Genomic DNA, 21,538 nt, shown 5'->3' on the forward strand with positions numbered 1-21,538 from the left:
TGGTGTCGTTAAAGCCGGTGTAGTTAAAGCGGGTTACGTTCAGCAGTTAGGGGGAGGGTCTGCCGTGGGGCTGCCTTTGCCGGGGTGCCCTATAAAGGGAACGCCCTTGAGCCACAGTTTTAAGGCTTGCCAATAGATTCCCCACGCCACCTGCAGTGTCATTAGCGGGTAGCTTTTCACCACCTGCCCCATCGTCGTTGAGGTAAGAGGGAGGCGCAGCAGGCGCATGCCTGCACTGAATTGATGTTGCTGCCCCTGCCAGTTCTGAATGCCCAGATAGAGCGAGTTAGAGGGAATACCGCTGCGCAACAGATAACTCATCTGCATCGGCATAAAGGGTGAGACATGCATTTTTTTTTCGAAGCGAGCCTCTACCCTATCTGAGCCATTGCAAGCCAGGCAGTAATGGATGCGCTCACCCCAGGGGGTGTTGGTTACTTCCGCCACGATCGCTTTAAGTGTTCCCTCAGCGTTAAAGCAGTAATAGCAACTGATCGGGTTGATCAGGTAGCCAAAATAGCGCAGGTTGGTTAGCAGGCACACCGCTCCATCGGGTCGTTCGCCGGTATTGGTCTCGACATAATGGCGCACCAGATCTGCCAGCGGTTGATCGCTACCGTCCCAGTAATCCTTGCGTCTAAACTGAGCCGGGGCCCAGTGAGTGGATGACCACCAGCGATTGCGGGAAAAAACCTCGTCGATCTGATCGAGATTAAGATACGCCATAAAAACCCGATACTGGAAGCTATGGCTTTTGGGTGCCATGCGACGGTGAAACACCCGCCCCTCGAAGAGGGCGCTCTCCGTTGATACATCCAGGTGGCAAATCATAGCGAAACTCCTAATGCTTCAGCTACCCTGAGACCACTATTGACACCATCTTCGTGGAAGCCATTGCCCCAGTACGCCCCGCAAAACCAGGTGCTCTTAACCCCGTTGATGGCGCGCCACTGCTGCGCGGCGGTGCCTTCAATCGAAAACTGGGGATGAGCATAGGTATAGCGCCCGAGGACTTTGGTGGGGTCGATGGAGCTGGAATCGTTGAGGGTCACGCAAAAAACTGTTTCGGAGTCGATCCCCTGCAGGATGTTCATGTTGTAGGTCAGCACGGGCAGTGAGCTGGTGCGGTTAGTTCCTTTTTTTAGTCGGTAATTCCAGCTACTCCAGGTTTTTTGGTGCCGAGGCAGCAGAGATTCGTCGGTGTGCAGGATCACCTCGTTGTCCTGGTAGGGGATTGCACCCAGTATCTGTTTTTCCAGCGCGGAGGGGTCTGCCAACATCGATAATGCCTGATCACTATGGCTTGCGATAACAACCTGATCGAAGGTTTGCTTTCCTTCGCTATGCTGTAGCACAACACCATCTTGGGTGCGTTGGATCGATTGTACGGGGCAGCTCAGGTGAATACGGTCGCGAAACCCGGCAATCAGAGGAGTCAGGTAAGATCGAGAGCCGCCCTCGATTACTCGCCATTGAGGACGCTCATTGATATTGAGTAGACCGTGGTTGTTAAAGAAACGAAGGAAAAACTGCGCCGGAAAGTCGAGCATTGCCTGTCGCCCGGATGACCAGATCGCAGCCCCCATCGGAATCAGGTAAAAGTCTCGAAAGGCGTGCGAGTAGCCATGACTTTGCAGGTAGTCGCCGAGGCTTAGCTGGGGGGGTATTTTTCCCCCTTGCAGATCAACCTTGGCTTCCCGATTGAAACGCATAATGTCCCGTAGCATGCGCCAGTGATCGAGCTTCAGGAGGTTGCGTCGTTGGGCGAATAAACTGTCCAAACTATTTCCGCTGTATTCCAGGCCGGTATCTTCACAGCTGACGCTAAAGCCCATCTCGGTCGCCTTTGAGCTGACTCCCAGTTGCTCCAGCAAGCGAATAAAGTTGGGATAGGTCCAGTCATTAAAAACAATAAACCCGGTATCGATGGCGTATTGCTGCTCATTCAGGGGCACGTTAACGGTCGCGGTGTGGCCACCGATGCGGTCAGATGACTCATACAGGGTGATATCGTGTCGCTGATTTAGCAGGTAGGCAGCGGTGAGCCCGGAGATGCCGGTACCTATAATTGCAATACGCATTATATTGAGTCCACTCTTGTTAATTTGGGTCCGATCCAGCGGTACCATAGCATCGGGAGTTTGGCGGCCAGCCAAAGAGGAAACCAAAGTCGTCGCGGGAAAAAAATCTGTCGCTTACGCTGGCTGACACCTCTGATGATCCGCTGTGCAGCATCTTGGGCGTTCATTATGAAGGGCATGGGGAAATCGTTTTGAGCCGTCAGGGGCGTGTCGATAAACCCTGGTCTGACCACGGTCACGTCAATGTCCTGATGGTGACTATCAATACGCAACGAATCCAGCAGATACTGCAGTGCTGCCTTGGATGCACCATAGGCCTCTGCGCGGGGTAAACCGACTGACGTCGAGAGGCTGGCGAGCCCTACAATCTGGGGGCGGCCGGGAGCTTGCAGAAGCAGTGGGAAGCAGGCACTCAGGGCGTTAACAGCGGTGAAAAAGTTGCCTCTCATGACACGCCGGTACAGTTCGGGCTCGCCGCTAAGGCTATCCACGTATTCACAACAGCCTGCGCTGAGAATAAGCAGGTCGAGATGGTCGGTGATCCCCTTTAGAGAGGTTTGTAGCTGATCCGGAGCCTCGTCCTGGCCAAGATCGATGGCCAATGTGTGAATTCTCGCAGGGTCTGCCTGTTGCAGGTTTCCCAGACGGGTAGCGTCGCGCCCTACAGCGATGACAAAATTACCCTCACGAGCCAGCTGGATTGCCAGTTCGCGGCCAATCCCCGAGCTGGCGCCGGTGATCAGAATGGTTTTTCCGTTTATAGGCCCTTTCATTGTTCAACAGCCTCGTGCATCAGGCGCTGATTGATCGATCTCACCGCCCAGCCGATGACAGGCAGATGCTGGTACAGCATCGCACCCATGTCGTAGAAATCTTCGTGGTAGAGCACCTGGTCGGTAAAGCGTATCTGGGTGGCACCATCCAATTTCAGTGCTTTTCCTCCCTTGATCCGAGGGTGAGCATAGTGCATTACCCAGCTAAAGAACGCGTTGCTTTCATTCACTATTTGGTGTCGAAATTCGAAGCGGCAATGGTCTAGGCCTTGGCTGGTAGAGGCAAAGTAACGCTTTAACTCTTCACGCCCGCTGAGCTGGTGAATAGGATCCCGGAAACCTGTTTGCGGTGAGTAGATCTGATCCAGTTGTGTCAGCGGCTGGGCGCTGAAATCTCGGTAATAGGCTTTAAAGCATTCTATAAGAGCTGATGACTGCACCGGTGGTTCCTCGGGATTGTGGCCGCAATGTGCGACATCTTGTCGTCGTTAACGGTGTATACGGCCACTGTGCTTTAGCGGATCAATGAGGCGGCCGTTTTTTATATTTCTTTTTTTCCGGTGATCCGTTATCCCCCCAAGGGCGTATATCCCACAGCAACATCTTTTGTTGTTGAGCGGCCGCAATATCAGCGTCACTCAATATCCATTATGTAAACCCACCAGCGCGGGCTATGATGAACGTTGTTTCCATACGCAGGGAATCCCCCCGGATCATGAATACCAATGAGAGCCTTGATGATAAGGGTAGTTGGAATCATCTGCTTTTTCAGGTTGGTAAAGCGCAAGATCGTGACGCCTTTGTGTTGCTCTTTAATCACTTTGCCCCACAGATAAAGGGATACTTTCTCTCCTTGGGCAAGGGGGCGTCTGCTGAGCTGGTTGACGATATGGTTCAGGAAACAATGATCAAAATATGGAACAAGGCCCAGCAGTTTGACCCTCAGCGAGCTTCGGCCACCACCTGGATCTATACCATTGCCCGAAACACTCGTGTTGATCTGTTAAGGCGCAAGGGTAAGCATGGCGCTGAAGAACCCTTAACGGCCGATGATGTATGGCCTGACACCGAGCAAAAGGAGCCGTTGGCGCAGTTGCACCAGGAACGCTACACGCGGCAGATTAACGAGGGCTTGCGATCACTGCCGAGGGAGCAGGCGAATATTTTGGCGATGGTGTATCGCGAGGGAAAGTGCCACAGTGAAATCGCCGCGGAGCTGGAGCTGCCCCTGGGAACCGTGAAGTCACGGATCCGGCTGGCTCTGGTTAAGTTAAACACTTTTTTCAGTCGGTCACCCTTATGATCAAGCAGCACCCTACCAGCGATCTGTTAGCTGAATACGCAGCGGGCTCCCTGCCCTGGGCACAGGCGGTCTGCGTAACCACTCACCTGCACTATTGCAGTACGTGCACCATGGAGGTCGACACGCTGAACCAGTTGGGCGCCCAGCTGATGGCAGGTGATTCCGAGGCAGCGGCTGATACTGCACTACTCGACCGTGTACTTAAGGAGATTGACCAGCCTCGGGAGCAGGCTCCGGCTCAGGTTGCGACAGTGCCTCTGTCAGCGGGCGCCCGGGCTGATCTCCCTCCTATTGTTAACCATCTAATCGGCACCACAGAAGTGCAGTGGAAGCGGGTTTCCAGTGGTTTGAGGGCCGCGCACCTCAATGTGGGAGATACGGAGCACGAAGTTGCACTGCATAAGATCTGTGCCGGAGCCAAGGTCGCTCACCATGACCATCGGGCCACGGAAGTCACCGTGGTGCTCAGGGGCAGTTTCTCGGATGAGGATGGCGTCTACGGCGAAGGTGATTTCCTGTTACGCGAGCCAGGAGAAACCCATCGTCCTATGGCGGCTCAAAATCAGGACTGTCTGTGCCTGTCAGCTCAGCAAGCACCGATTCGTTTGACCGGAGCATGGTGCTGGCTTAACCCTTTTTTACGTATCCAGCCGGGATAAATCGTTAGCTCTTTCCCTGTTTGCGGTTGGCAATGCGCACTAACAGTAGCAAGAAGGCGTTAAAGAGGCCTGGGAACCAACGTGATTGCCAGTAGCTAAGGCGCGCCATGGTACCGGGAATGACGATAAACTGTCGTCGTTCGATGCCCTTGAGGGTTGCCTTCGTAACGGTTGCCACATCAAGGGTTCCCCCCACATCCTTGATAAAGCGGGTTTGGGGCAAAATATGCTCTGACTCCTTGGCAACCATCGGCGTATCCACCTCCGGCGGACACAGGAGGGTGACGCTAACACCGCTCCCATCCAGCTCCTGGCGTAACGCGCTGGCCATCCCCACCACCGCAAACTTTGACGCGCTATAGGCGCTGTACCCATAGGTCGCAATCAACCCGCCGAGGGAGCTAACGAAACAGAGTTGTCCATGTCCTTGGGCGATCATCGCCGGCAGGAAGGCCCGCGCGACCGCACGTGCCCCCATCACATTGATCTGCATGATTGAGTCAAAAGAGTCATCGCTTTGTTCAGTGAAGCGCTCGCTGGCAACAACACCCGCGCTGAGTATCACGATGTCGGGCGCAGGCAGCTGATCTCCCAGTTCCGCCACGCACTCCTGTAGTCGGGTGCGGTCGGCGACATCTACCGACCGGGCCAGAAATTGCTGTTCGGTAGATTGGCGCAATACCTCACAGGCGTCGAGCGCCTGTTGCAGGCGGTTGGCATTGCGCGCCAGCAGAATAATATTGGCGCCGAGTGCGGCATAAGCTTTGGCCAGATCAAGCCCTATGCCGCTGGAGCCGCCGCTGATTACTATGGTTTGTCGTAGAGTCGTCATCGCTATGCCGCGCCTTAAAATAGCCAGCGTACACCAGAGCCGAACGCAGTTCACCCAGCACAGAGAGCAGGCGCGCGAACTTATAAAGACTGACAGTTAGCGGGTATGGCATCTCGCCGCGTAAAAAATGCCGGGGTTGGATTGGCCTGGCCCAGGCCATGGAATAGCGCATAGCGACCGGGTGGCTGTTTGCTGAGATCAATGTAGAGGGGGCTTGGCTGTTGGGGATAAAGTTGACCGGTTTGATCGCCATCACGGCTTCGTATCCGTGCTCTCGGGCATAGCAGGTGGCTTGAATCCGAAGGGTATAAGAAGGAGTGTTCTGCTCACCCCGTATTCAATTAGCGTTCGGCGTGCAATCGAGTACAGGTGCTTGCCAAGCCCCATAAAAACAGAGCTGAACGGTTTCTGATTATATTGTTTTTTCTATTGCTTAGCCGCTCGCCCACTAACTCCTGATTTACTGTAAAAAGAGAGGTCAGGGTCGCGGTAGCAGGAATAGATAAGGGCCGCAGCGATGGACAGCTCCAGTGCCAGCAGTAGTGTGTGTTCGTTTGGGGTGTTCGCGTTGAGTATGCTGATGAGCCTGCTTAGCGCTAGTATCGCAGAAAAAAGTGTAGCAAACAGTAGAGCTCCTGCACGGGCGGGCTGGATCAGGCTACACCACAGCATGGCAACCCCTAACCCGGTTTGCAGCCCACCGTAAACTGTAAAGAATTCTGCCTGTGCCGCGGGAGAAAGAGCTCCGTAGCCGAGGTAGCCCGATGCCAGTTTTGGGGCCAGTAGACACCAGACGCCTGATAGTAGATAGAGGGCGCCGATCAGCCTTAGTATGGTCATTTCAGGTGGCGTCCCCCGTCGAGGTGCAGGGTTCGCCCCGTAACGTAGGCACTTTCCATAAGGTAATTGACGGCATGCAGCACCTCGGCTCCACCCGGCTCTCTGGGGAGTAGGGCTTTGCCCAGAGTGTGCTCACGATAACCGTCATTATCATGGGCATTAAAAAGAATCAGGGAGGGGGCGATGCTATTAACCTTTACGTCAGGAGCGAGCAGGCGGGAGAAAGATAGGCTGAGATTCTCCGAAGCAGCCTTACTGGCAGCGTAGGCGATGTGGTGCTTGCTGCCTTTGTCGACGGAGAAATCGGTGATATGGATGATGTTCGCCAGGCCTTCGGGGCAGTTACGCAGTGAATCGGCTAGTGCCAGATTCAACTGGTAGGGGGCATAGGCATGCACGCGCATCATGCGCTCCATGATCTGCTCCGGCACGAGGTCTGATTGCTCCTCCCCGAGCCAGTCGGAGGCGTTATGAATGATGCCGCGAAGGGCAGGATGGTTGCGCTGCAGGGCGTCGATCAGACCTGTGAGTTGTTCCGAAACGTAGAAGTCACAGTGGTATAACTGTACCCCCAACGTTTCTAGCTCGGCGAGTGACCTGGAATGACTACGGTAGGTGCCTATGACCTCTAACCCCTGCTCACGCAGTGACTTGGCTAGAAAGAAACCGATACGCTTGGCGACACCGGTGATCAGTACGGGAGCGCTCATTATTATCTCGTATTAGCGTAAAAACTCGGCCCGGGTTTGCGGACAACTCTTGAACGCACCCCCCAGGGCGGTGGTTTCGGTGAAGGAATTGGTATCCATAATGCCACGGGCTTTGACGCAATAATGGGTCGCGCAAATGGAGACAGCAACGTTGTCGGTCTCAAGCAGGGTTTGCAGAGCCACTAGAATTTGCTGCGTAAGGCGCTCCTGTACCTGAGGGCGTTGGGAAAAAAAACGAACTATGCGGTTAATTTTTGATAAGCCTATTATTTTGCTCGCAGGTAGGTAGGCAACACTGGCTGATCCATCGATGGTAATAAAATGGTGCTCACAGGTGCTAACCATACGGATATTGTTCACCTTGACCATCTCGTCTACTGCCATTTTGTTGTCGATCGTGGCAATGGAGGGGAAACTGCTGTAATCGAGCCCGGAGAAGATCTCATCAACATACATACGGGCTATGCGGTGGGGCGTTTCTTGCAGGCTGTCATCGTTGAGGTCAAGCCCAAGGGTGGAAATTACCTCGGTCATCAGCCCCTTGATACGATCATATTTCTGTTCACGGTTGAAGCCTGTGGGAGTTAATGGGGTTTCGAGCCCTTTTTCAACGAGCATATCGCGCACCAGGGATGCTTCTGCAGAGATCATCGGTGTCTCCTGAACGGGTTGGGGAGCTGGTCATAAAATTGTTTCTCTTTAGATACGCAGTTCCGTCGCAGCTGGATCTTTTTATCGCCCATTTTTTGTTTGCAGATAGAGATCTGGGCGTGGACCGGGGTTGTTCAGGGGCGTGTGCCGTTTAATTCGCCTGGTCTCCAGCCCCTGTAGCGGTGGATTAATAGCGGTAACTGTTGAAATAACGCCCAGATGCTGCCATCTGGTTTTGCGGTAGGTGTAAACGCCGAAGATATTCGGAACTGAGCCCGATATTGAAATGTATTCGCACAACGACGCGCTGACTGTGAATCGTTACATAGGCCGACGGTCGGGCAAGTACCCGGGAAGGGACCGGGTTTACAGGTGGCTGCGACAGGAGATCCGGTTAGGGCCCGTTGGTGAGGTGTTGTTCCCAATCGAAATGACTATAAGGTTGCCAGCCGCGTCATGACCATGGGGTTGCAGTGCTTATCGTCAGCCTGATTGAATAACACTATGGAAAAGAGGTCATTGCATCGGTGAACCCTGTTAACGCAGCTGCGGCATAACCGTAATCGCCTTCGCAGAGGTATCTGCAATGGGTTCGGCCATACCGGCGGCCTGGTCGACCCAGCCGCCCCCCATCGATTTGTACACATTAATTAACGAGCTATAGTGTTCAATCTGCGAACTCACTGTATCCAGCTCTGCCTGGAATAACTCATTGTTGGCGTACAGCACCTCAAGGTAACTGGCCGCTCCATTTTCAAAGCGCATATCGGCAAGTTTGGCATAGCTGCGCAGTGCACTTACTCGTTTGGTTAACGCTTGAAAATTTTGAGATGTCTTTGCGGTAGACACCAACGAATCGTTCACCTCTTTGAGCGCACTCAGTATGGTGAAACGGTAACGGTCTTCTGCCTGTTGGCGCACAGCTTCTGCCGATTGTATCTGGCCTTCAATGCGCCCGAAGGTAAAGATCGGTGCGGTAATGGAGGCACCAAGATCCCATATTCTGGCAGAAGAATCGAGCAGGTCTCCCAGATCCGCACTGGCTTGGCCGAAGGTGCCGGTAATGGAGATGTCCGGGTAATACAGTGACTCAGCCACCCCAATGTTGGCGTTCGCCGATATCAGGTTTTGCTCTGCCTGCTGAATATCCGGGCGGCGAGTCAAAAGCGACGCTGGTAGCGACTCGGGAATACCCACCAGGGTCATCTCATCCAGGGTCTTACCACGAATAAGTTCTCCGGGATGCCGGCCGAGTAAAATGGAGATCAGGTTTTCCTGCGCGGCGATTTGAGCTTCCAGCAAGGGTACCGCCGCCGCAGCCAATTGATATTGTGACTCGACCTGGTCAACCTCCAATTGTGAAACAGTGCCATAGCTGTGTCTTAGCTTGAATATATCCACGGACCTTTTGTAGTTACGCTCGGTTTCGCGGGCTATCTCCCGTTGGCGATCAAGACCGCGCAATGCCACATAGCTGGAGGTCACTCCGGTCACAACCGATAGGATGACACCCCGGCGTCCCTGTTCCGACGCGTAGACCTGAGCCTGCACCGATTCTGTCTGGCGCTGTACGCGGCCAAATAGATCGAGTTGCCAACTGGCACCCAATGCGGCTTCATACTGGGTATAGTAGGGATCATTGCCTGGGGCTGAACCAAATGCCTCCTCGGAGATTCGGTTGCGGCTGACACCGCCACCTCCGCCGAGCTCGGGGAAGAATTCGGCCCGAGTCGTATTGAGTTGACCGAGGAATTGATCGATTCGGCTGGCGGCAATACGAATGTCGAGATTTTCTTTTAGTGCTGTTTCAACTAAACGATCCAGTACCGGATCGTTAAACTGTTGCCACCACTTTGCATTAGTGAGATCGGATGCCGCGCTGTAGTCAATGCGCCACTCTTTGGGCACCTCTACATCGGGGCGCTGGTAATCGGGGCCTACTACGCAACCGGTTATCAGGGTTCCACAACACAGGGCCACAATGGCCATAACATTAGGGTTCTTCATCTCAGCTCTCTCCTTTGGTATCTGGTGAGGCTGGAAGCTCAGGGGGCGGAGCGCCCGTATTGGTAGCTGCATGTTTCTTGCCAAAGAAACCGCTGGCCGATTCCACGATCACAAAGAACATGGGTACAAAGAAAGAGGAGATCAGGGTAGAAGCCAACATCCCGCCGATCACTCCGGTACCGATGGCATGCAAGCTATTGGCACCCGGGCCGACGGCGATAGCCATAGGAACACAGCCAAGAATAAACGCCAGTGAGGTCATTACGATAGGGCGCAAACGCTGGCGTGCAGCCTCGGCGGCTGCATCGGCCAATGACATACCGTTGCGGTGGTTTTCTACCGCAAACTCGGTGATTAAAATAGCATTTTTAGCCGACAGCCCCACCAGGGTTACCAGCCCAACCTGGAAGTAAACATCATTTTCAAGGCCCCGGAACCAGGTCATAAGCAACGCACCCAAAATCGCAAAGGGCACCGCCATCATTACCCCGATAGGTAGTGACCACATCTCATATTGGGCAGCAAGAATCAGGAACACCATAATCAGGCCGAACGCGAAAGCAACGGTTGCTGTACCACCTGCCTGTTTTTCCTGAAAGGCCTGGCCAGACCAGGCAAAGCCATAGCCGGGAGGCAAAGCATCTGCAGCCACCGACTCCATCGCCGCTATAGCTTCACCGCTACTGTAACCGGCCGCCGCGGCTCCAGTAATCTGTGCAGCGGGAAAACCGTTGAAGCGTGGCATCATATTGATGCCAGAGTCATAACTAGCCGTTGCTACCGCAGAAAGCGGAATACGTTCGCCGGTTGTGGAGGTCAAATAAATTTTGCTGAAATCGGCTGGATCATCCCGAAAATCATCCTCGGCTTGAATGATGACTTGCCAGATCCTGCCGAAATCGGCGAATTGAGACACATACAGCGAGCCAAAATAGGCCTGCAATGTCTGATAAATATCCTGTATAGGGAGCTGCAGCAGTTCGGCCCTATTACGATCTACGTCGAGATAGAGCTGGCGCTCCGTGGCTGAAAAGGAGCTGTTGATAGCCGTAAGCTCCGGCCGTTTACGCGCCTCAGCCATATATTTTTGCACAACGCCCTGCAGCTCCAGCGGCGTTTTACCCAGCGTATCCTGAATGTAAAACTGGAAGCCACCTGTGGATCCAACCCCCGGAATAGAGGGGGGGCTCACGAGTAATGAAATTCCCTGGTCGAGGGCACCCAGACTCTTGCGCGAATTTTGAATGACATCGAACGAGCTCATACCCGGTTCTGCGCGTTCACTAAAAGGCTTGAGTGGTACAAACATCAACCCGCTATTGGTTCGATACTGTTGGTCGATAATGCTGTAACCATCTATCTGGGTCGCGGCTAATACGGCCGGATCTTCGCGTAGTATTTTAACGGCCTGATCTCCGAACTCCCCCGTCCGTTGCAGGCTGGCTGCATCGGGTTGCATATTAATGCCGAACACATACCCCTGATCCTCTTCCGGTACGAAGCTCGAGGGGATAATACGGAACATCATTACCAAGCCAACCACGACAGCGAGAAATAAACCCATGCCGATGATCTTATGGTTTATCAGGAAACGCACGCCAACTACATAACCGTTGGTAATCGCCTCAAAGCTCTTGTCAAACCACAGGAAAAAGCCTTTTTTCTCAGTGGTTTTGGGCTTTAGCACAATTGCGGACAACGCCGGTGACAGGGTGAGCGCCACAATGCCGGAGATCACCATCGCAATCGCTATGGTGACCGCAAACTGTTTGTACAGCGTACCGGTCATGCCACCCAAAAACGCGATGGGTAAAAACACCGATGACAACACCAATACAATGGACACCAGGGCACCGGTGAGCTCAGACATCGCCTCTTTGGCCGCGGCCTTGGCTTCCATGCCTTTGGTTTCCATCTTGTGTTCGACCGCCTCGACGACAATGATCGCATCGTCGACCACCAATCCAATGGCCAGGATCATGCCAAACAGCGTCAACATATTTGTGGAGAACCCTAACGCGTAGATCCCGATGTAAGCCCCCACAATAGCAACCGGCACAGCGATAACAGGTACCAGTGTGGCGCGCAGGCTTTGCAGGAACAGGAACACCACCAGTACCACCAGCACGACAGCCTCAAAAAAAGTGTGCACCACTTTCTCGATGGACTCCTCGGTAAACTGACTGGTGTCGAGGATAATCTGATACTCCAAACCACTGGGGAAATTCGGCTTTAGCTCTTCGAGCAACGCCCTGACACGTTCAGAGGTTTGAATCGCGTTGGCTCCAGCCTGTTGATAAACCACTAACGCCGAAGAGGTGTAGCCGTTTGTCTTGGTGTTAACCGAATAGCTCTTGCTTCCCAGCTCGCTGCGACCAATGTCAGATACCCGCACAATGGCGGCATCATCGTCGGTGCTGGCGCGTAGTATTATCTGATCAAACTCCTCCGGCTTAACCAGCATTCCCTGGCTGGTAATCGGGAAGTTTTGCAAGGTTCCTTCCGGCGCCGGCGACTGTCCAATCTGCCCGATACCGAACGCCTGGTTTTGGCCCGCTATGGCATCGCTCACCTGCGGGATAGTAATACCCAGCTGCGCCAGGAGGTCTGGTCGTAACCAGATACGCATCGCTACGTCAGGACTCGGGAACACCGTTGACAGGTTGGCGCCTTCTACCCGTTTTACAGCGTCCCAGATGTGCAGGTTAACAAAATTATTGAGCTCGACCGTCGACATTTCGCCGCCGGGTGTGCTGAATCCAACCACCATCATAAAAGACTGGGAGACCTTCTGGGTGGTCACCCCTTGTGCACTCACCGTGCTGGGCAGCTGCGCCAGCGCCTGGCTCACCCGGTTCTGGGTGTTCACCTGGGCAATGTCCGGGTCGGTGCCCGGGGCAAAGGTAACCGTCAGGGTCATATTTCCCGAGGAGGAACTGGTTGATGACATATAGATCATGTCATCAACACCATTGACCTGCTGCTCGATCGGCGCGGCAACCGTATTGGCCACAACTTCAGCCGTGGCTCCTGGGTAGGTAGCACTGACCGTCACGGTTGGCGGCGCGATTTCTGGAAACTGAGAGATTGGAGTCACGGTTATCGCCGTAGCACCGGCGAGAACGATGATAATAGAGATCACAGCCGCAAAAATTGGACGATCGATAAAGAAACTGGGTCCCATGATAATTCCTCAGTTCGCAGCCAGGCTAGCAGCCATGGCGTTATCGATATAGTTGCGGGTGTTGGTGCTCTCTTTCTTTATGGAAGTGTCATTTTTTGTTTTGTCGGTTTCCGACATGTTGGTTGATCTATTCTTACTTCCGCCTCTTGCATTGCCCTGAGCTTTAGGGGCTTTGGGGATGTAATGCAGTGCTTTCACCGTCATGCCCGGGCGCACCTTCATAAACCCTTCGACAATCACCATCTCACCGCCCTTGAGGCCGCTGGTGACGATCCATTGATCGTTCTCCCATTCACCCACGGTGACCGGTTGTAACACCACCTTATTCTGGTCATCTACCAGCATTAACATCTGATTATTACCCTGCTGTTGTACCGCTTGCTGCGGAACCACGATGGCGTTAGGCCGCTTGCCACCTAAAATATTGGTGCTAACAAACATGCCCGGACGCAACAAAAAATCGGGGTTTGGCACTACGGCCCGAACTGAAAATGTTCCTGTTCGGGTATCAAAAGAGGGGGATGTGAAATCAAGAGTACCTTTTAGTGGGTAAATTGAACCATCCGTAAGGACGATTTCGAATTGATACTTACTCTCTTTCGGTGCGATAAAACTGCCCGCACTTTTCTCCTGGCGCAAGCTTTCAAGTTCGTTTTGAGAAACTGCGAAATTCACCCAAATCGGGTCGATTTGCGCGACATAGGAGAGATAAGCAGATTGGCTAACGGAGTTGAGGTAGGCCCCTTCACGCTGTTGGGCCGCTCCGGATAATCCGGTGACCGGAGCCCGCAGGGTCGTATAACTAAGATCGAGCTCCGCATTGGACAGCTTTGCTTTCGCCGAAAAAACCGCCGCCTCGGCACTGCGTTTTGCGCCGATGGCCTCATCGAGATCACTCTGACTCATGGCGTCTGCTTCGGTCAGTGGTTTTATCCGCTTCAGGTTGGCATTGGCAGTCCACAGCCTCGCCTTGTTCGCTTCCAGCTCTCCCTTGGCGGCATCGACCTGTGCCTGGAATGGGCGTTTGTCCATTTCGAACATAACATCGCCCTCTTTTAGCAAGGCACCCTCTTTATAGATCATCTTTTCCAGAAAGCCTGACACGCGAGCCACGACGTCCACTTCGCGAGAACTCTGCAGCTGGGCCAGGCGGGGAATAACGACATCAATCGTTTTGGGATCTACCTTCAACACTTTCACTTCAGGCGTGGGCGGTTTGGCTGTGGGAGCGGGTTTATCACAGCCTGCCAGTATGGCCAGGAGTATCAGCGTGGTTGGCAAGCGAAGGCTCGCCGGACGCGATACCGAAACGCTGGGGTAAAACTGCCTCATAACTCAAACTCCATTTGATGATTTCCAGCCTTCCAGCCTTCCAGCCTTCCAGCCTGTAGTATAGCCATCTCTTGCCAGTAGTACGACCTAGACTGGGGGAGTTTGCTACCAGCTCGGAGAGGGCATGAAGTAACAACCACGGTTGATTCTCGCCGCTAGTGACTTACCACCCATCGGGTCAGGAGAACCTGTGAGGTGCGTCCCGTGAGGGTCTATCAAAAGGTTGATCGGGTAAGTGGCGGGCGCTGCGGGCGATGGAGTTTTCAGGTGGTAAGTAAACCCCTGATGTCGGGCGGTGCCGGCATCAGGGGGTATCACCCAGTAGGGTGCCAGCCGTTTTAATGGCTAAGGCGCTGGGCGACGTCTGCGAGGTCATCGGACAGGCGTACCAGGCGCAAGCTGGTCTCGGCTGTATGCTCGGCGTTTTCGCTGTTTTCAGAGGCGATGGAGGTGATCTCGGTGATGTTACGGGTGATATCTTCGGACACCGAGCTTTGCTCCTCGGCTGCGGTGGCGATCTGGGTGTTCATATCCCGAATCGCCTCCACGGCGGCGGTGATGGTGCGCAGCTGATTGGCGGCCTCACCTACGATCTCCTCGCACTCGGTCATCTTTGTGGTGCCCTGGTGGATCGCGCTGACGGCGTTACCCGCCCCCAACTGTACCTTCTCGATGATTCCCTGGATCTCGGTGGTCGATTGCTGGGTGCGTTGGGCGAGGGTGCGCACTTCGTCGGCAACCACCGCAAAGCCTCGACCCTGTTCGCCGGCGCGGGCAGCCTCTATAGCGGCATTAAGCGCGAGCAGGTTGGTTTGCTCGGCAATGCTGCGAATCACATCGAGCACGGTGCCGATCTGGATGCTATTGCTCTCGAGTTCGCCGATCACCGTTGCGGTGGTGTTGATCTCTTTGGCCATGGCCGCGATGGTTTGCAGCGCGTTTTCCATTACGGTCATGCCGTGACGAGCCGACTCATCGGCGTCGTTGGCACCGCTGGAGGCCACTGCTGCATGGCTGGCTACCTCGTTGGCGGTGGCGGCCATTTCATTCATCGCCGTTGCTACCTGATCGGTGCGTTGGTGTTGGTCGCTGGTGCTGCGATTGATGTCGTCGGAGTAGCCTTTGAGTTGCCCCGAGGCTTCTTGTAGCCCCAGCAGGGTCTGGTTGAGCTGGTCGACGGATGCCATTAATGACTGCTGCAGGTGTCGGGAAGCGTTGGCCAGCACGCCGAGTTCATCATCACGTTCAATGGTGTTTGTATGATTCAGGTCACCCTGGCTGATCTGGTCGAGATGCTGGCTGATACTCAGTGTGGGGGCGACGATGCTTCTATTGATAAACCAGATGAGGCCCGCGGTAATAATGCCGCTGAAGACCAGCATCAGTATGCTGGCAGTTATCTCTAACTGAAGACTGCTTTCCTTCAGCTGGATACCTTGCTGCTGGGCCGATTCGTTGAGAGCATCACTGGCCTCATCAAGCAGCTTTGAGGGTGTGCGATCAATACCGGATACCGCCTTGTCGCCGACCTTCGAATCGAAGCCAGCTTCGACAAAGGCGTTGTATCCCTTGGTGTAGGCGACTCCCATTTTCTGGTGTTCGGCGACAAACTGATCGACCAGGGTTTTGGCTTCAGGGATATCCACCTTGACGGAGAGGGTTTTTCCGATCTCCTGAATTTTGGCTTGCTGCTTGTTGAAACGCCCCCAGTATTTTTCGCGCTGTTTGTCATCGGCGCCACGCAGCAGCACGTTTTTCCACTCCTGGACCTGGCGCTTGAACTCGATGTTCATGGTGGCGACAAGTAGTGAGTTTTGCAGGTCGTGGTTGAGTAGTTCATCATACTCAACAATGGCGCTGTCTAATCTGGAACCGGCCCAGAATGCGGTGATTACTATCAATAGCACGCCCGTAACAATGCCGGCGCAGACCTTTGCCAACAGGGATCGTTTAAACCAGTCCATAAACATATGCTCCGTTCCAATATTTAGCTGTGCACTATCCAGTGTAGTCTGATATAGCCTAACGGCATGGGAAACCATAACTTTAGTGCTTGACGGTGACAGCGGATAGGACGGTACCTTGACCGAGCGGCCCGCCGCTTAGCGTTTTTTACGGAGTTTTCAGGCCGCTCGATGGGACTTGCGCAGGTACTCGGCAAAGTTGTCGGGAGGAACGGGTTTGCAGTAGTAGTAACCTTGACCCTCCTGGCAGCCATGCTGGATCAGGTAGGCTTCGTGGGCCTGGGTTTCAACTCCCTCGGCGATAACAGGCAAGCCGAGGCTTTCCCCCAGTTGGATGATGGCGCGCACGATGGTGGAGTCGTCCTGGTTGTCGACGATCTCCTGCACAAAGCTCTTGTCGATTTTGATCTTGTCGAACGGTAGTAGTTTGAGATAGCTGAGGGAGGAGTACCCGGTGCCGAAGTCATCCATCGCCAGTTGTACGCCTGATTTTTTGATCGCGCGCAGTGCGGTGGCCGCCGCTTGCAGATCTTCCATGATGCCGGTTTCGGTCATCTCCAGCTCCAGCGTGTGTGGCGGGATCTGGTGCTTTTGTAACATTCTCACCACGAGTTCGGTGAGATCGGCCTGCCTCAGCTGCACCGCCGACAGGTTGACCGCCATACGCAGTTCGGGAAAGCCCATGGTATGCCAGATTTTGAGCTGGGCGCAGGCGCGGTCAAGAACCCATTCCCCGATACCAATAATCAGGTCGCTTTTCTCTGCCAGGGGGATGAAGATTTCGGGAGAGATCCAGCCCTGTTCCGGGTGCTCCCAGCGCAACAGGGCCTCGGCACCGGCGACCCGGCCGTTATCGAGGTCGATCTGGGGCTGGTAAACCAGTTGTAGCTGATCCAGTGCCAGTGCTTCCCCGAGTTCACGCTCGAGTCGCTTGCGCTCGCGGATCTCACTGTCAACGCTGGCGACGTAGAACTGGTAGCGGTTGCCACGGGCCTTGGCCAGGGTCATGGTTTGTTCCGCTTTTTGCAGCAGTTTTTCCGGGTGTTTGGCGTCGGCTGGAAAGAGTGCGATACCGAGGGTTGCATCCAGTGTTATGGGCTGCTCATCGACTATAAAAGGTTCTTGAAGCTCTGCCAGAATACTTTGCGCCAGTTCGGCGGCTTCGTACGGTTGTTGCAGTTTGTCCTGGATAATGGCGAACTGGTCGCCGCCGAGGCGTCCCACTGCACGTACCGGAATCTGCTGGTTACGCAGGCGATCGGCAAGACTCATTAAGAGGACGTCACCGGTCTTGTAGGTGTGCTGTTCATTGATGCTTTTAAAGTCGTTAATGCCGCAGCAGAGTACTGCGGCCAGCTGTCCGCGCTGCTCTGCTTCCGGCAGGATGCGCTGCAGCTGCTTTTGCAGCATGATGCGGTTGGGCAGTCCGGTGAGAAAATCGTATTGTGCCAGGCGCTGTACATGAGCTTCGGCGCGTTGGCGCTTGGAGTTGTTGCGCTCGATCGATTCCAGTAACTGATTGATTGTGCGGACCCATAACCCTAGCTCATTGCGCTCATTGCCCGCGATCATGGGGACTTTGATATCGCCCGGTTGGTCGGGGTTAATGTGGGCCAGGCTCTGTGCAATTCGTGTTAAGGGGCGGGTCACTAGCCAAGTAAAAATCAGGTAGAGCACGAACGCCATCGCCATGGCGCGCAGGATTCCGGAGGTGAAAATAATCACGGCGCGGTCGACAAATGCAGTGCCGTAGGAGGCGGTATCGAGGGTGATCTGCAGATCGCCGTAGTATTCGTTGTAGGGGAGTTTGCCGTAGAGGCTGACGCGGTAATCTCGTTCAGGCTCAAATACCTTGTCGGTCAGCCAGCGGTAGGGCTCCTCTTGCAGTGGGCGTCGTTTGGATGCCAGTGTCTCCTCCTCGGGATGGCCGATAGAGGCAAAGCGAACCGAGTGATCCTCGAACAGTCCTTCGACAACCTGTTCGGCCATCTCCCGGTCCAGGCTATAGACCGCCTGAATGGCAGGATCGCGTACCATCGCCAGAACACTCTGGGCACGATCATCGATCTCGTGGCGCGAATTTATAGCGTCCATCGCAATTTGCGCGGCGCTGAGAACGGTGCCCACAAGGCACGCCGATGCCAGTACAACGCGCAATAATTTGAGGGATAGTCGATCCCGCTTTTCGATAATCAAAGTGGCTCCTTCTTGGTGGCGTCTGTAAGCGCCATATTTCCTTCTGCGCTAGCCGCTAATGAGTATCGGAAAAATGACGCTGGGGGTCAAAGTTAATTTCTCCCGAGGGTGACCTCGGACGTGGTAACCCGGGTAGGGTCAGGCTATGATGAGCGCCGCATTTATACTCTGGGCTGGCCATTATGAATCCTGTGATTACCGCCGATGATCTGCGTTTTGATGCCGAGCATATTTGGCATCCCTACACCTCTATGCACAATCGTTATCCTCAAACGCCGGTCATCGCGGCCGAAGGGGTGATGCTGACCCTGGCCGACGGCCGCCAGTTGATCGATGGTATGTCGTCGTGGTGGTCGACCATTCATGGCTATAACCACCCGCACCTTAATGCAGCGATCAAGCAGCAGGCGGACTCTATGTCCCATGTGATGTTTGGAGGGCTGACACACAAGCCCGCCATCGAGCTGGCGAGACGCCTGTTAAGCATGGTGCCAGACACTCTGCAGCAGGTGTTTTTTGCGGATTCGGGGTCGGTGTCGGTCGAGGTCGCCATCAAAATGGCAATCCAGTATTGGCACGCGGCGGGGAAGCCCGAAAAACAACGCCTGCTGACCATTCGCAACGGGTATCACGGCGATACCTTCGGCGCCATGGCAACCTGCGATCCGGTCAATGGTATGCACGAGTTGTTTACCGGGGTGTTGCCCCAGCACCTGTTTGCACCTGCCCCTCAGTGCGGCTACGACCAGGAGTGGGACGAAAACGATATCAGCGAGCTCAAGCAGATGCTGGAACAGCATCACCACGAGATTGCGGCGCTGATTATGGAGCCGGTGGTGCAGGGGGCGGGGGGGATGCGTTTCTACTCCCCCCACTATGTGCGCCGTGCGCGGGAACTGTGTGACCAGTTCGGGGTGTTATTGATTCTCGATGAGATCGCCACCGGTTTTGGCCGCACCGGCAGCCTGTTTGCCTGCCAGCAAGCGGGTATTGCGCCCGATATCCTTTGCCTGGGTAAGGCACTAACCGGCGGTTATATGACGTTGGCGGCGACCCTGTGTACCCAGCAGGTAAGCGATACCATCTCTGCCGCAGGGGTCTTTATGCACGGCCCTACCTTTATGGCTAATCCGCTGGCCTGTGCGGTGGCCAATGCCAGCCTGGAGATCCTTGAAGCGGGCACCTGGCGCAATCAGGTGGCGGGGATCGAAGAGGGGTTGCGACGAGGACTGGCCCAGTGCCAACAGCTATCGACGGTTGCTGAGGTGCGGGTGATGGGGGCGATCGGCGTGGTAGAGCTTAAGCAACCCGTTGATATGGCCGATATCCAGCCGCGCTTCGTCGAGCAGGGGGTGTGGGTGCGCCCGTTTGGCAAGCTGGTGTATGTGATGCCGCCCTATGTTATGGGTGCAGAGCAGCTAGAGCGCCTGACCACAGGTATCTACCGCGTGCTCTCGTCTTGTTAAAATTCCCAGCCAGCTGCCGCTGGTGTTTGCTTTAACCTTTTATGCAGGTGTTAACCAATGCAAGAGATTCAGGCCCTTTATCAATCACACCTTAACGTCTTGTTGGAGGATAGTTATCGCTTGTTAGAAGCTCAGGGGTTCGACGGCCTGCTCGTGGCCTCGGGAGACCCCAAGCCCTGTTTTCTTGATGATCACGATTACCCCTTCGTGGTGAACCCGCATTTCAAACGGTGGTTGCCGCTAACCGATAACCCCTACTGCTACTTGTTGCTGCGCATCGGGCAACGCCCCCGTTTGCTATACCACAAACCTGCGGATTACTGGCACGCGGCCGCCGGAGAGCCCAGCGGGTATTGGGTTGATAGTTTTGACATCGAGTTGGTGGCTGATGAAACGGCTGCGTTAAAGGCGCTGGGGCAGTGGGATTTGCGCAGGGTCGCCTGCATTGCCGAGGAGGTGCAACTCGCTGAGCACCTGCCTGATATTGAACTTAACCCACCCGGGCTGCTGGCGGCGATGCACTACGGGCGTGCCTGCAAAAGCGATTATGAGCTGCACTGCTTGCGCGAGGCCAATCGCATCGCCGTGGGCGGGCATCTGGCGGCACGGGAAGCTTTTTTTGGCGGGCGCACCGAGCTTGAGGTGCACCTTGCCTATCTCGCCGCCTGCGGCTGCACGGAAGCCCAAAGCCCCTACGGGAATATTGTCGCCTTCAATGAGAACGCGGCCATTTTGCACAACGATCGCTATGGCACTGTCGCTCCTCCACAGCGTCACTCCTTCCTGATTGATGCCGGCGCTACCTTTGAGGGATACATCGCCGATATCACCCGTACCTACGCCGCTAATAAGGGAACCTTCGCCGAGCTGGTCGCGCGAATGGATCTGGAACAGCAGGGGATTTGCGGGGAGGTGCAGGCGGAAGTCGATTTTGTGGCGTTGCATGAGCGTATGCATCACCGCCTGGCCTCGGTGCTGAGCGATAGTGGTATCGTTACCTGCGATGCCGACACGGCTTTTGCGCAGGGGCTTACGCGGCTCTTCTTTCCCCATGGCCTGGGTCACCTGATTGGACTGCAAACCCACGATGTTGGTGGATGGCAGATGAATGCGGCGGGTGACCAGTATCCGGTCCATGCTGATTATCCTGCGTTGCGGTTGCAGCGCACCTTGCAGCCGGGGATGGCGGTGACCATCGAGCCGGGACTCTACTTTATCGACCAGCTGTTGGAGCCCGAGCGAAGCAGTTCGCTGCTTAACTGGCCCTTGATTGATGAGCTGCGTCCCTGCGGTGGTATTCGCATTGAGGACACTCTGGTAGCGACAGCGACGGGTGCCGAAAATCTTACTCGTCCGGCATTTGTCGAGTTGGGGTGAGCGCCTCGCTAGATTCGGTCAGGGGGTTGCGTGGGCGCAGTAATGCGCAACTCCGACCGGTGCCCCGAGGTCAACCTAAGGCAGGCTGCGAACTCATTCACGAAGGTGGTAGACTGGATGTCAGTGCTCCGGTGTCGCCTTACCCGGCAGCGGAATCGATAGG

The 21,538-nt window shown here is 54.9% G+C and carries 17 protein-coding genes; 4 read left to right on the plus strand and 13 right to left on the minus strand.

Going from position 1 to position 21,538, the window contains the following annotated elements:
* Positions 1–39 precede the first annotated feature (39 nt).
* Genes ACP3PW_RS08310 through ACP3PW_RS08325 form a run of 4 tightly spaced genes read right to left on the minus strand, consistent with a single transcriptional unit; the run spans position 40 to position 3,294 of the window.
* Entirely contained in the window at positions 40–831 is a 792-nt protein-coding gene (locus tag ACP3PW_RS08310) for a DUF1365 domain-containing protein (protein ID WP_426416227.1), read from the minus strand.
* Positions 828–2,081 (minus strand): NAD(P)/FAD-dependent oxidoreductase, encoded by a 1,254-nt coding sequence (locus tag ACP3PW_RS08315; protein WP_426416228.1) that lies wholly within the window; start codon positions 2,079–2,081, stop codon positions 828–830. The genes ACP3PW_RS08310 and ACP3PW_RS08315 overlap by 4 nt, the downstream gene beginning before the upstream one ends.
* Positions 2,081–2,854, minus strand: coding sequence for an SDR family NAD(P)-dependent oxidoreductase (locus ACP3PW_RS08320; RefSeq protein ID WP_426416229.1), 774 nt, complete (start codon positions 2,852–2,854; stop codon positions 2,081–2,083). The genes ACP3PW_RS08315 and ACP3PW_RS08320 overlap by 1 nt, the downstream gene beginning before the upstream one ends.
* Complete coding sequence (locus ACP3PW_RS08325; RefSeq protein ID WP_426416230.1) at positions 2,851–3,294, minus strand: nuclear transport factor 2 family protein; 444 nt, start codon at positions 3,292–3,294, stop codon at positions 2,851–2,853. The genes ACP3PW_RS08320 and ACP3PW_RS08325 overlap by 4 nt, the downstream gene beginning before the upstream one ends.
* Positions 3,295–3,569: 275 nt before the next feature.
* Here ACP3PW_RS08325 and ACP3PW_RS08330 point away from each other — a divergent pair, with 275 nt between their 5' ends.
* Both ACP3PW_RS08330 and ACP3PW_RS08335 read left to right on the plus strand, forming a co-directional pair.
* On the plus strand, positions 3,570–4,157 hold the full coding sequence (locus tag ACP3PW_RS08330) for a sigma-70 family RNA polymerase sigma factor (protein ID WP_426416231.1): 588 nt from the start codon (positions 3,570–3,572) through the stop codon (positions 4,155–4,157).
* Complete coding sequence (locus ACP3PW_RS08335; protein ID WP_426416232.1) at positions 4,154–4,816, plus strand: ChrR family anti-sigma-E factor; 663 nt, start codon at positions 4,154–4,156, stop codon at positions 4,814–4,816. Before ACP3PW_RS08330 ends, ACP3PW_RS08335 begins: the two co-directional genes overlap by 4 nt.
* Positions 4,817–4,820: 4 nt before the next feature.
* Here the strand turns inward: ACP3PW_RS08335 and ACP3PW_RS08340 are convergent, their stop codons facing one another.
* From ACP3PW_RS08340 to ACP3PW_RS08380, 9 genes are all read right to left on the minus strand, one after another.
* Complete coding sequence (locus ACP3PW_RS08340) at positions 4,821–5,648, minus strand: SDR family NAD(P)-dependent oxidoreductase (protein WP_426416233.1); 828 nt, start codon at positions 5,646–5,648, stop codon at positions 4,821–4,823.
* A 426-nt stretch (positions 5,649–6,074) separates the two neighbouring features.
* Positions 6,075–6,488, minus strand: a complete 414-nt coding sequence (locus ACP3PW_RS08345; RefSeq protein WP_426416234.1) for a DUF4345 family protein — start codon at positions 6,486–6,488, stop codon at positions 6,075–6,077.
* Positions 6,485–7,198, minus strand: coding sequence for a dihydromonapterin reductase (folM, locus tag ACP3PW_RS08350; protein WP_426416235.1), 714 nt, complete (start codon positions 7,196–7,198; stop codon positions 6,485–6,487). The genes ACP3PW_RS08345 and folM overlap by 4 nt, the downstream gene beginning before the upstream one ends.
* A gap of 12 nt (positions 7,199–7,210) precedes the next feature.
* Positions 7,211–7,849 carry a GTP cyclohydrolase I FolE gene (folE, locus tag ACP3PW_RS08355; protein ID WP_426416236.1) on the minus strand — a complete coding sequence of 213 codons (639 nt, stop codon included), beginning with the start codon at positions 7,847–7,849 and terminating at the stop codon, positions 7,211–7,213.
* Positions 7,850–8,386: 537 nt separating this feature from the next.
* Positions 8,387–9,856 (minus strand): efflux transporter outer membrane subunit, encoded by a 1,470-nt coding sequence (locus ACP3PW_RS08360; protein WP_426416237.1) that lies wholly within the window; start codon positions 9,854–9,856, stop codon positions 8,387–8,389.
* Position 9,857: 1 nt separating this feature from the next.
* Complete coding sequence (locus ACP3PW_RS08365; protein WP_426416238.1) at positions 9,858–13,040, minus strand: efflux RND transporter permease subunit; 3,183 nt, start codon at positions 13,038–13,040, stop codon at positions 9,858–9,860.
* Between the two features lie 9 nt (positions 13,041–13,049).
* On the minus strand, positions 13,050–14,372 hold the full coding sequence (locus tag ACP3PW_RS08370; RefSeq protein ID WP_426416239.1) for an efflux RND transporter periplasmic adaptor subunit: 1,323 nt from the start codon (positions 14,370–14,372) through the stop codon (positions 13,050–13,052).
* Between the two features lie 338 nt (positions 14,373–14,710).
* Positions 14,711–16,336: a methyl-accepting chemotaxis protein gene (locus tag ACP3PW_RS08375; RefSeq protein ID WP_426416240.1), complete on the minus strand. Its 1,626-nt coding sequence runs from the start codon at positions 16,334–16,336 to the stop codon at positions 14,711–14,713.
* A 159-nt stretch (positions 16,337–16,495) separates the two neighbouring features.
* The gene (locus tag ACP3PW_RS08380; protein ID WP_426416241.1) at positions 16,496–18,532 is read right to left on the minus strand and encodes a putative bifunctional diguanylate cyclase/phosphodiesterase; all 2,037 of its coding nucleotides are present in this window, start codon (positions 18,530–18,532) and stop codon (positions 16,496–16,498) included.
* 182 nt (positions 18,533–18,714) lie between these two features.
* On the opposite strand from ACP3PW_RS08380, the gene bioA reads away from it, so the two are divergent.
* Together bioA and pepQ are read left to right on the plus strand one after the other, a co-directional pair.
* The gene (gene bioA / locus ACP3PW_RS08385; RefSeq protein ID WP_426416242.1) at positions 18,715–19,998 is read left to right on the plus strand and encodes an adenosylmethionine--8-amino-7-oxononanoate transaminase; all 1,284 of its coding nucleotides are present in this window, start codon (positions 18,715–18,717) and stop codon (positions 19,996–19,998) included.
* 57 nt (positions 19,999–20,055) lie between these two features.
* A complete protein-coding gene (pepQ, locus tag ACP3PW_RS08390; RefSeq protein WP_426416243.1) occupies positions 20,056–21,375 on the plus strand; it encodes a Xaa-Pro dipeptidase in 1,320 nt (439 codons plus the stop codon).
* Positions 21,376–21,538: the final 163 nt, after the last annotated feature.

The sequence above is a fragment of the Aestuariirhabdus sp. LZHN29 genome (genome assembly GCF_049985285.1).
Classification (GTDB): domain Bacteria; phylum Pseudomonadota; class Gammaproteobacteria; order Pseudomonadales; family Aestuariirhabdaceae; genus Aestuariirhabdus.

Excerpts from the sequence above, each read along its gene's own strand:
- ACP3PW_RS08310 (WP_426416227.1), bottom strand. The coding sequence starts at position 831 with ATGATTTGCCACCTGGATGTATCAACGGAGAGCGCCCTCTTCGAGGGG.
- pepQ (WP_426416243.1), top strand. The coding sequence starts at position 20,056 with ATGCAAGAGATTCAGGCCCTTTATCAATCACACCTTAACGTCTTGTTG.
- ACP3PW_RS08345 (WP_426416234.1), bottom strand. The coding sequence starts at position 6,488 with ATGACCATACTAAGGCTGATCGGCGCCCTCTATCTACTATCAGGCGTC.
- ACP3PW_RS08370 (WP_426416239.1), bottom strand. The coding sequence starts at position 14,372 with ATGAGGCAGTTTTACCCCAGCGTTTCGGTATCGCGTCCGGCGAGCCTT.
- ACP3PW_RS08335 (WP_426416232.1), top strand. The coding sequence starts at position 4,154 with ATGATCAAGCAGCACCCTACCAGCGATCTGTTAGCTGAATACGCAGCG.
- ACP3PW_RS08315 (WP_426416228.1), bottom strand. The coding sequence starts at position 2,081 with ATGCGTATTGCAATTATAGGTACCGGCATCTCCGGGCTCACCGCTGCC.
- bioA (WP_426416242.1), top strand. The coding sequence starts at position 18,715 with ATGAATCCTGTGATTACCGCCGATGATCTGCGTTTTGATGCCGAGCAT.
- folM (WP_426416235.1), bottom strand. The coding sequence starts at position 7,198 with ATGAGCGCTCCCGTACTGATCACCGGTGTCGCCAAGCGTATCGGTTTC.
- ACP3PW_RS08330 (WP_426416231.1), top strand. The coding sequence starts at position 3,570 with ATGAATACCAATGAGAGCCTTGATGATAAGGGTAGTTGGAATCATCTG.
- ACP3PW_RS08375 (WP_426416240.1), bottom strand. The coding sequence starts at position 16,336 with ATGGACTGGTTTAAACGATCCCTGTTGGCAAAGGTCTGCGCCGGCATT.
- ACP3PW_RS08340 (WP_426416233.1), bottom strand. The coding sequence starts at position 5,648 with ATGACGACTCTACGACAAACCATAGTAATCAGCGGCGGCTCCAGCGGC.
- folE (WP_426416236.1), bottom strand. The coding sequence starts at position 7,849 with ATGATCTCTGCAGAAGCATCCCTGGTGCGCGATATGCTCGTTGAAAAA.
- ACP3PW_RS08320 (WP_426416229.1), bottom strand. The coding sequence starts at position 2,854 with ATGAAAGGGCCTATAAACGGAAAAACCATTCTGATCACCGGCGCCAGC.
- ACP3PW_RS08360 (WP_426416237.1), bottom strand. The coding sequence starts at position 9,856 with ATGAAGAACCCTAATGTTATGGCCATTGTGGCCCTGTGTTGTGGAACC.
- ACP3PW_RS08365 (WP_426416238.1), bottom strand. The coding sequence starts at position 13,040 with ATGGGACCCAGTTTCTTTATCGATCGTCCAATTTTTGCGGCTGTGATC.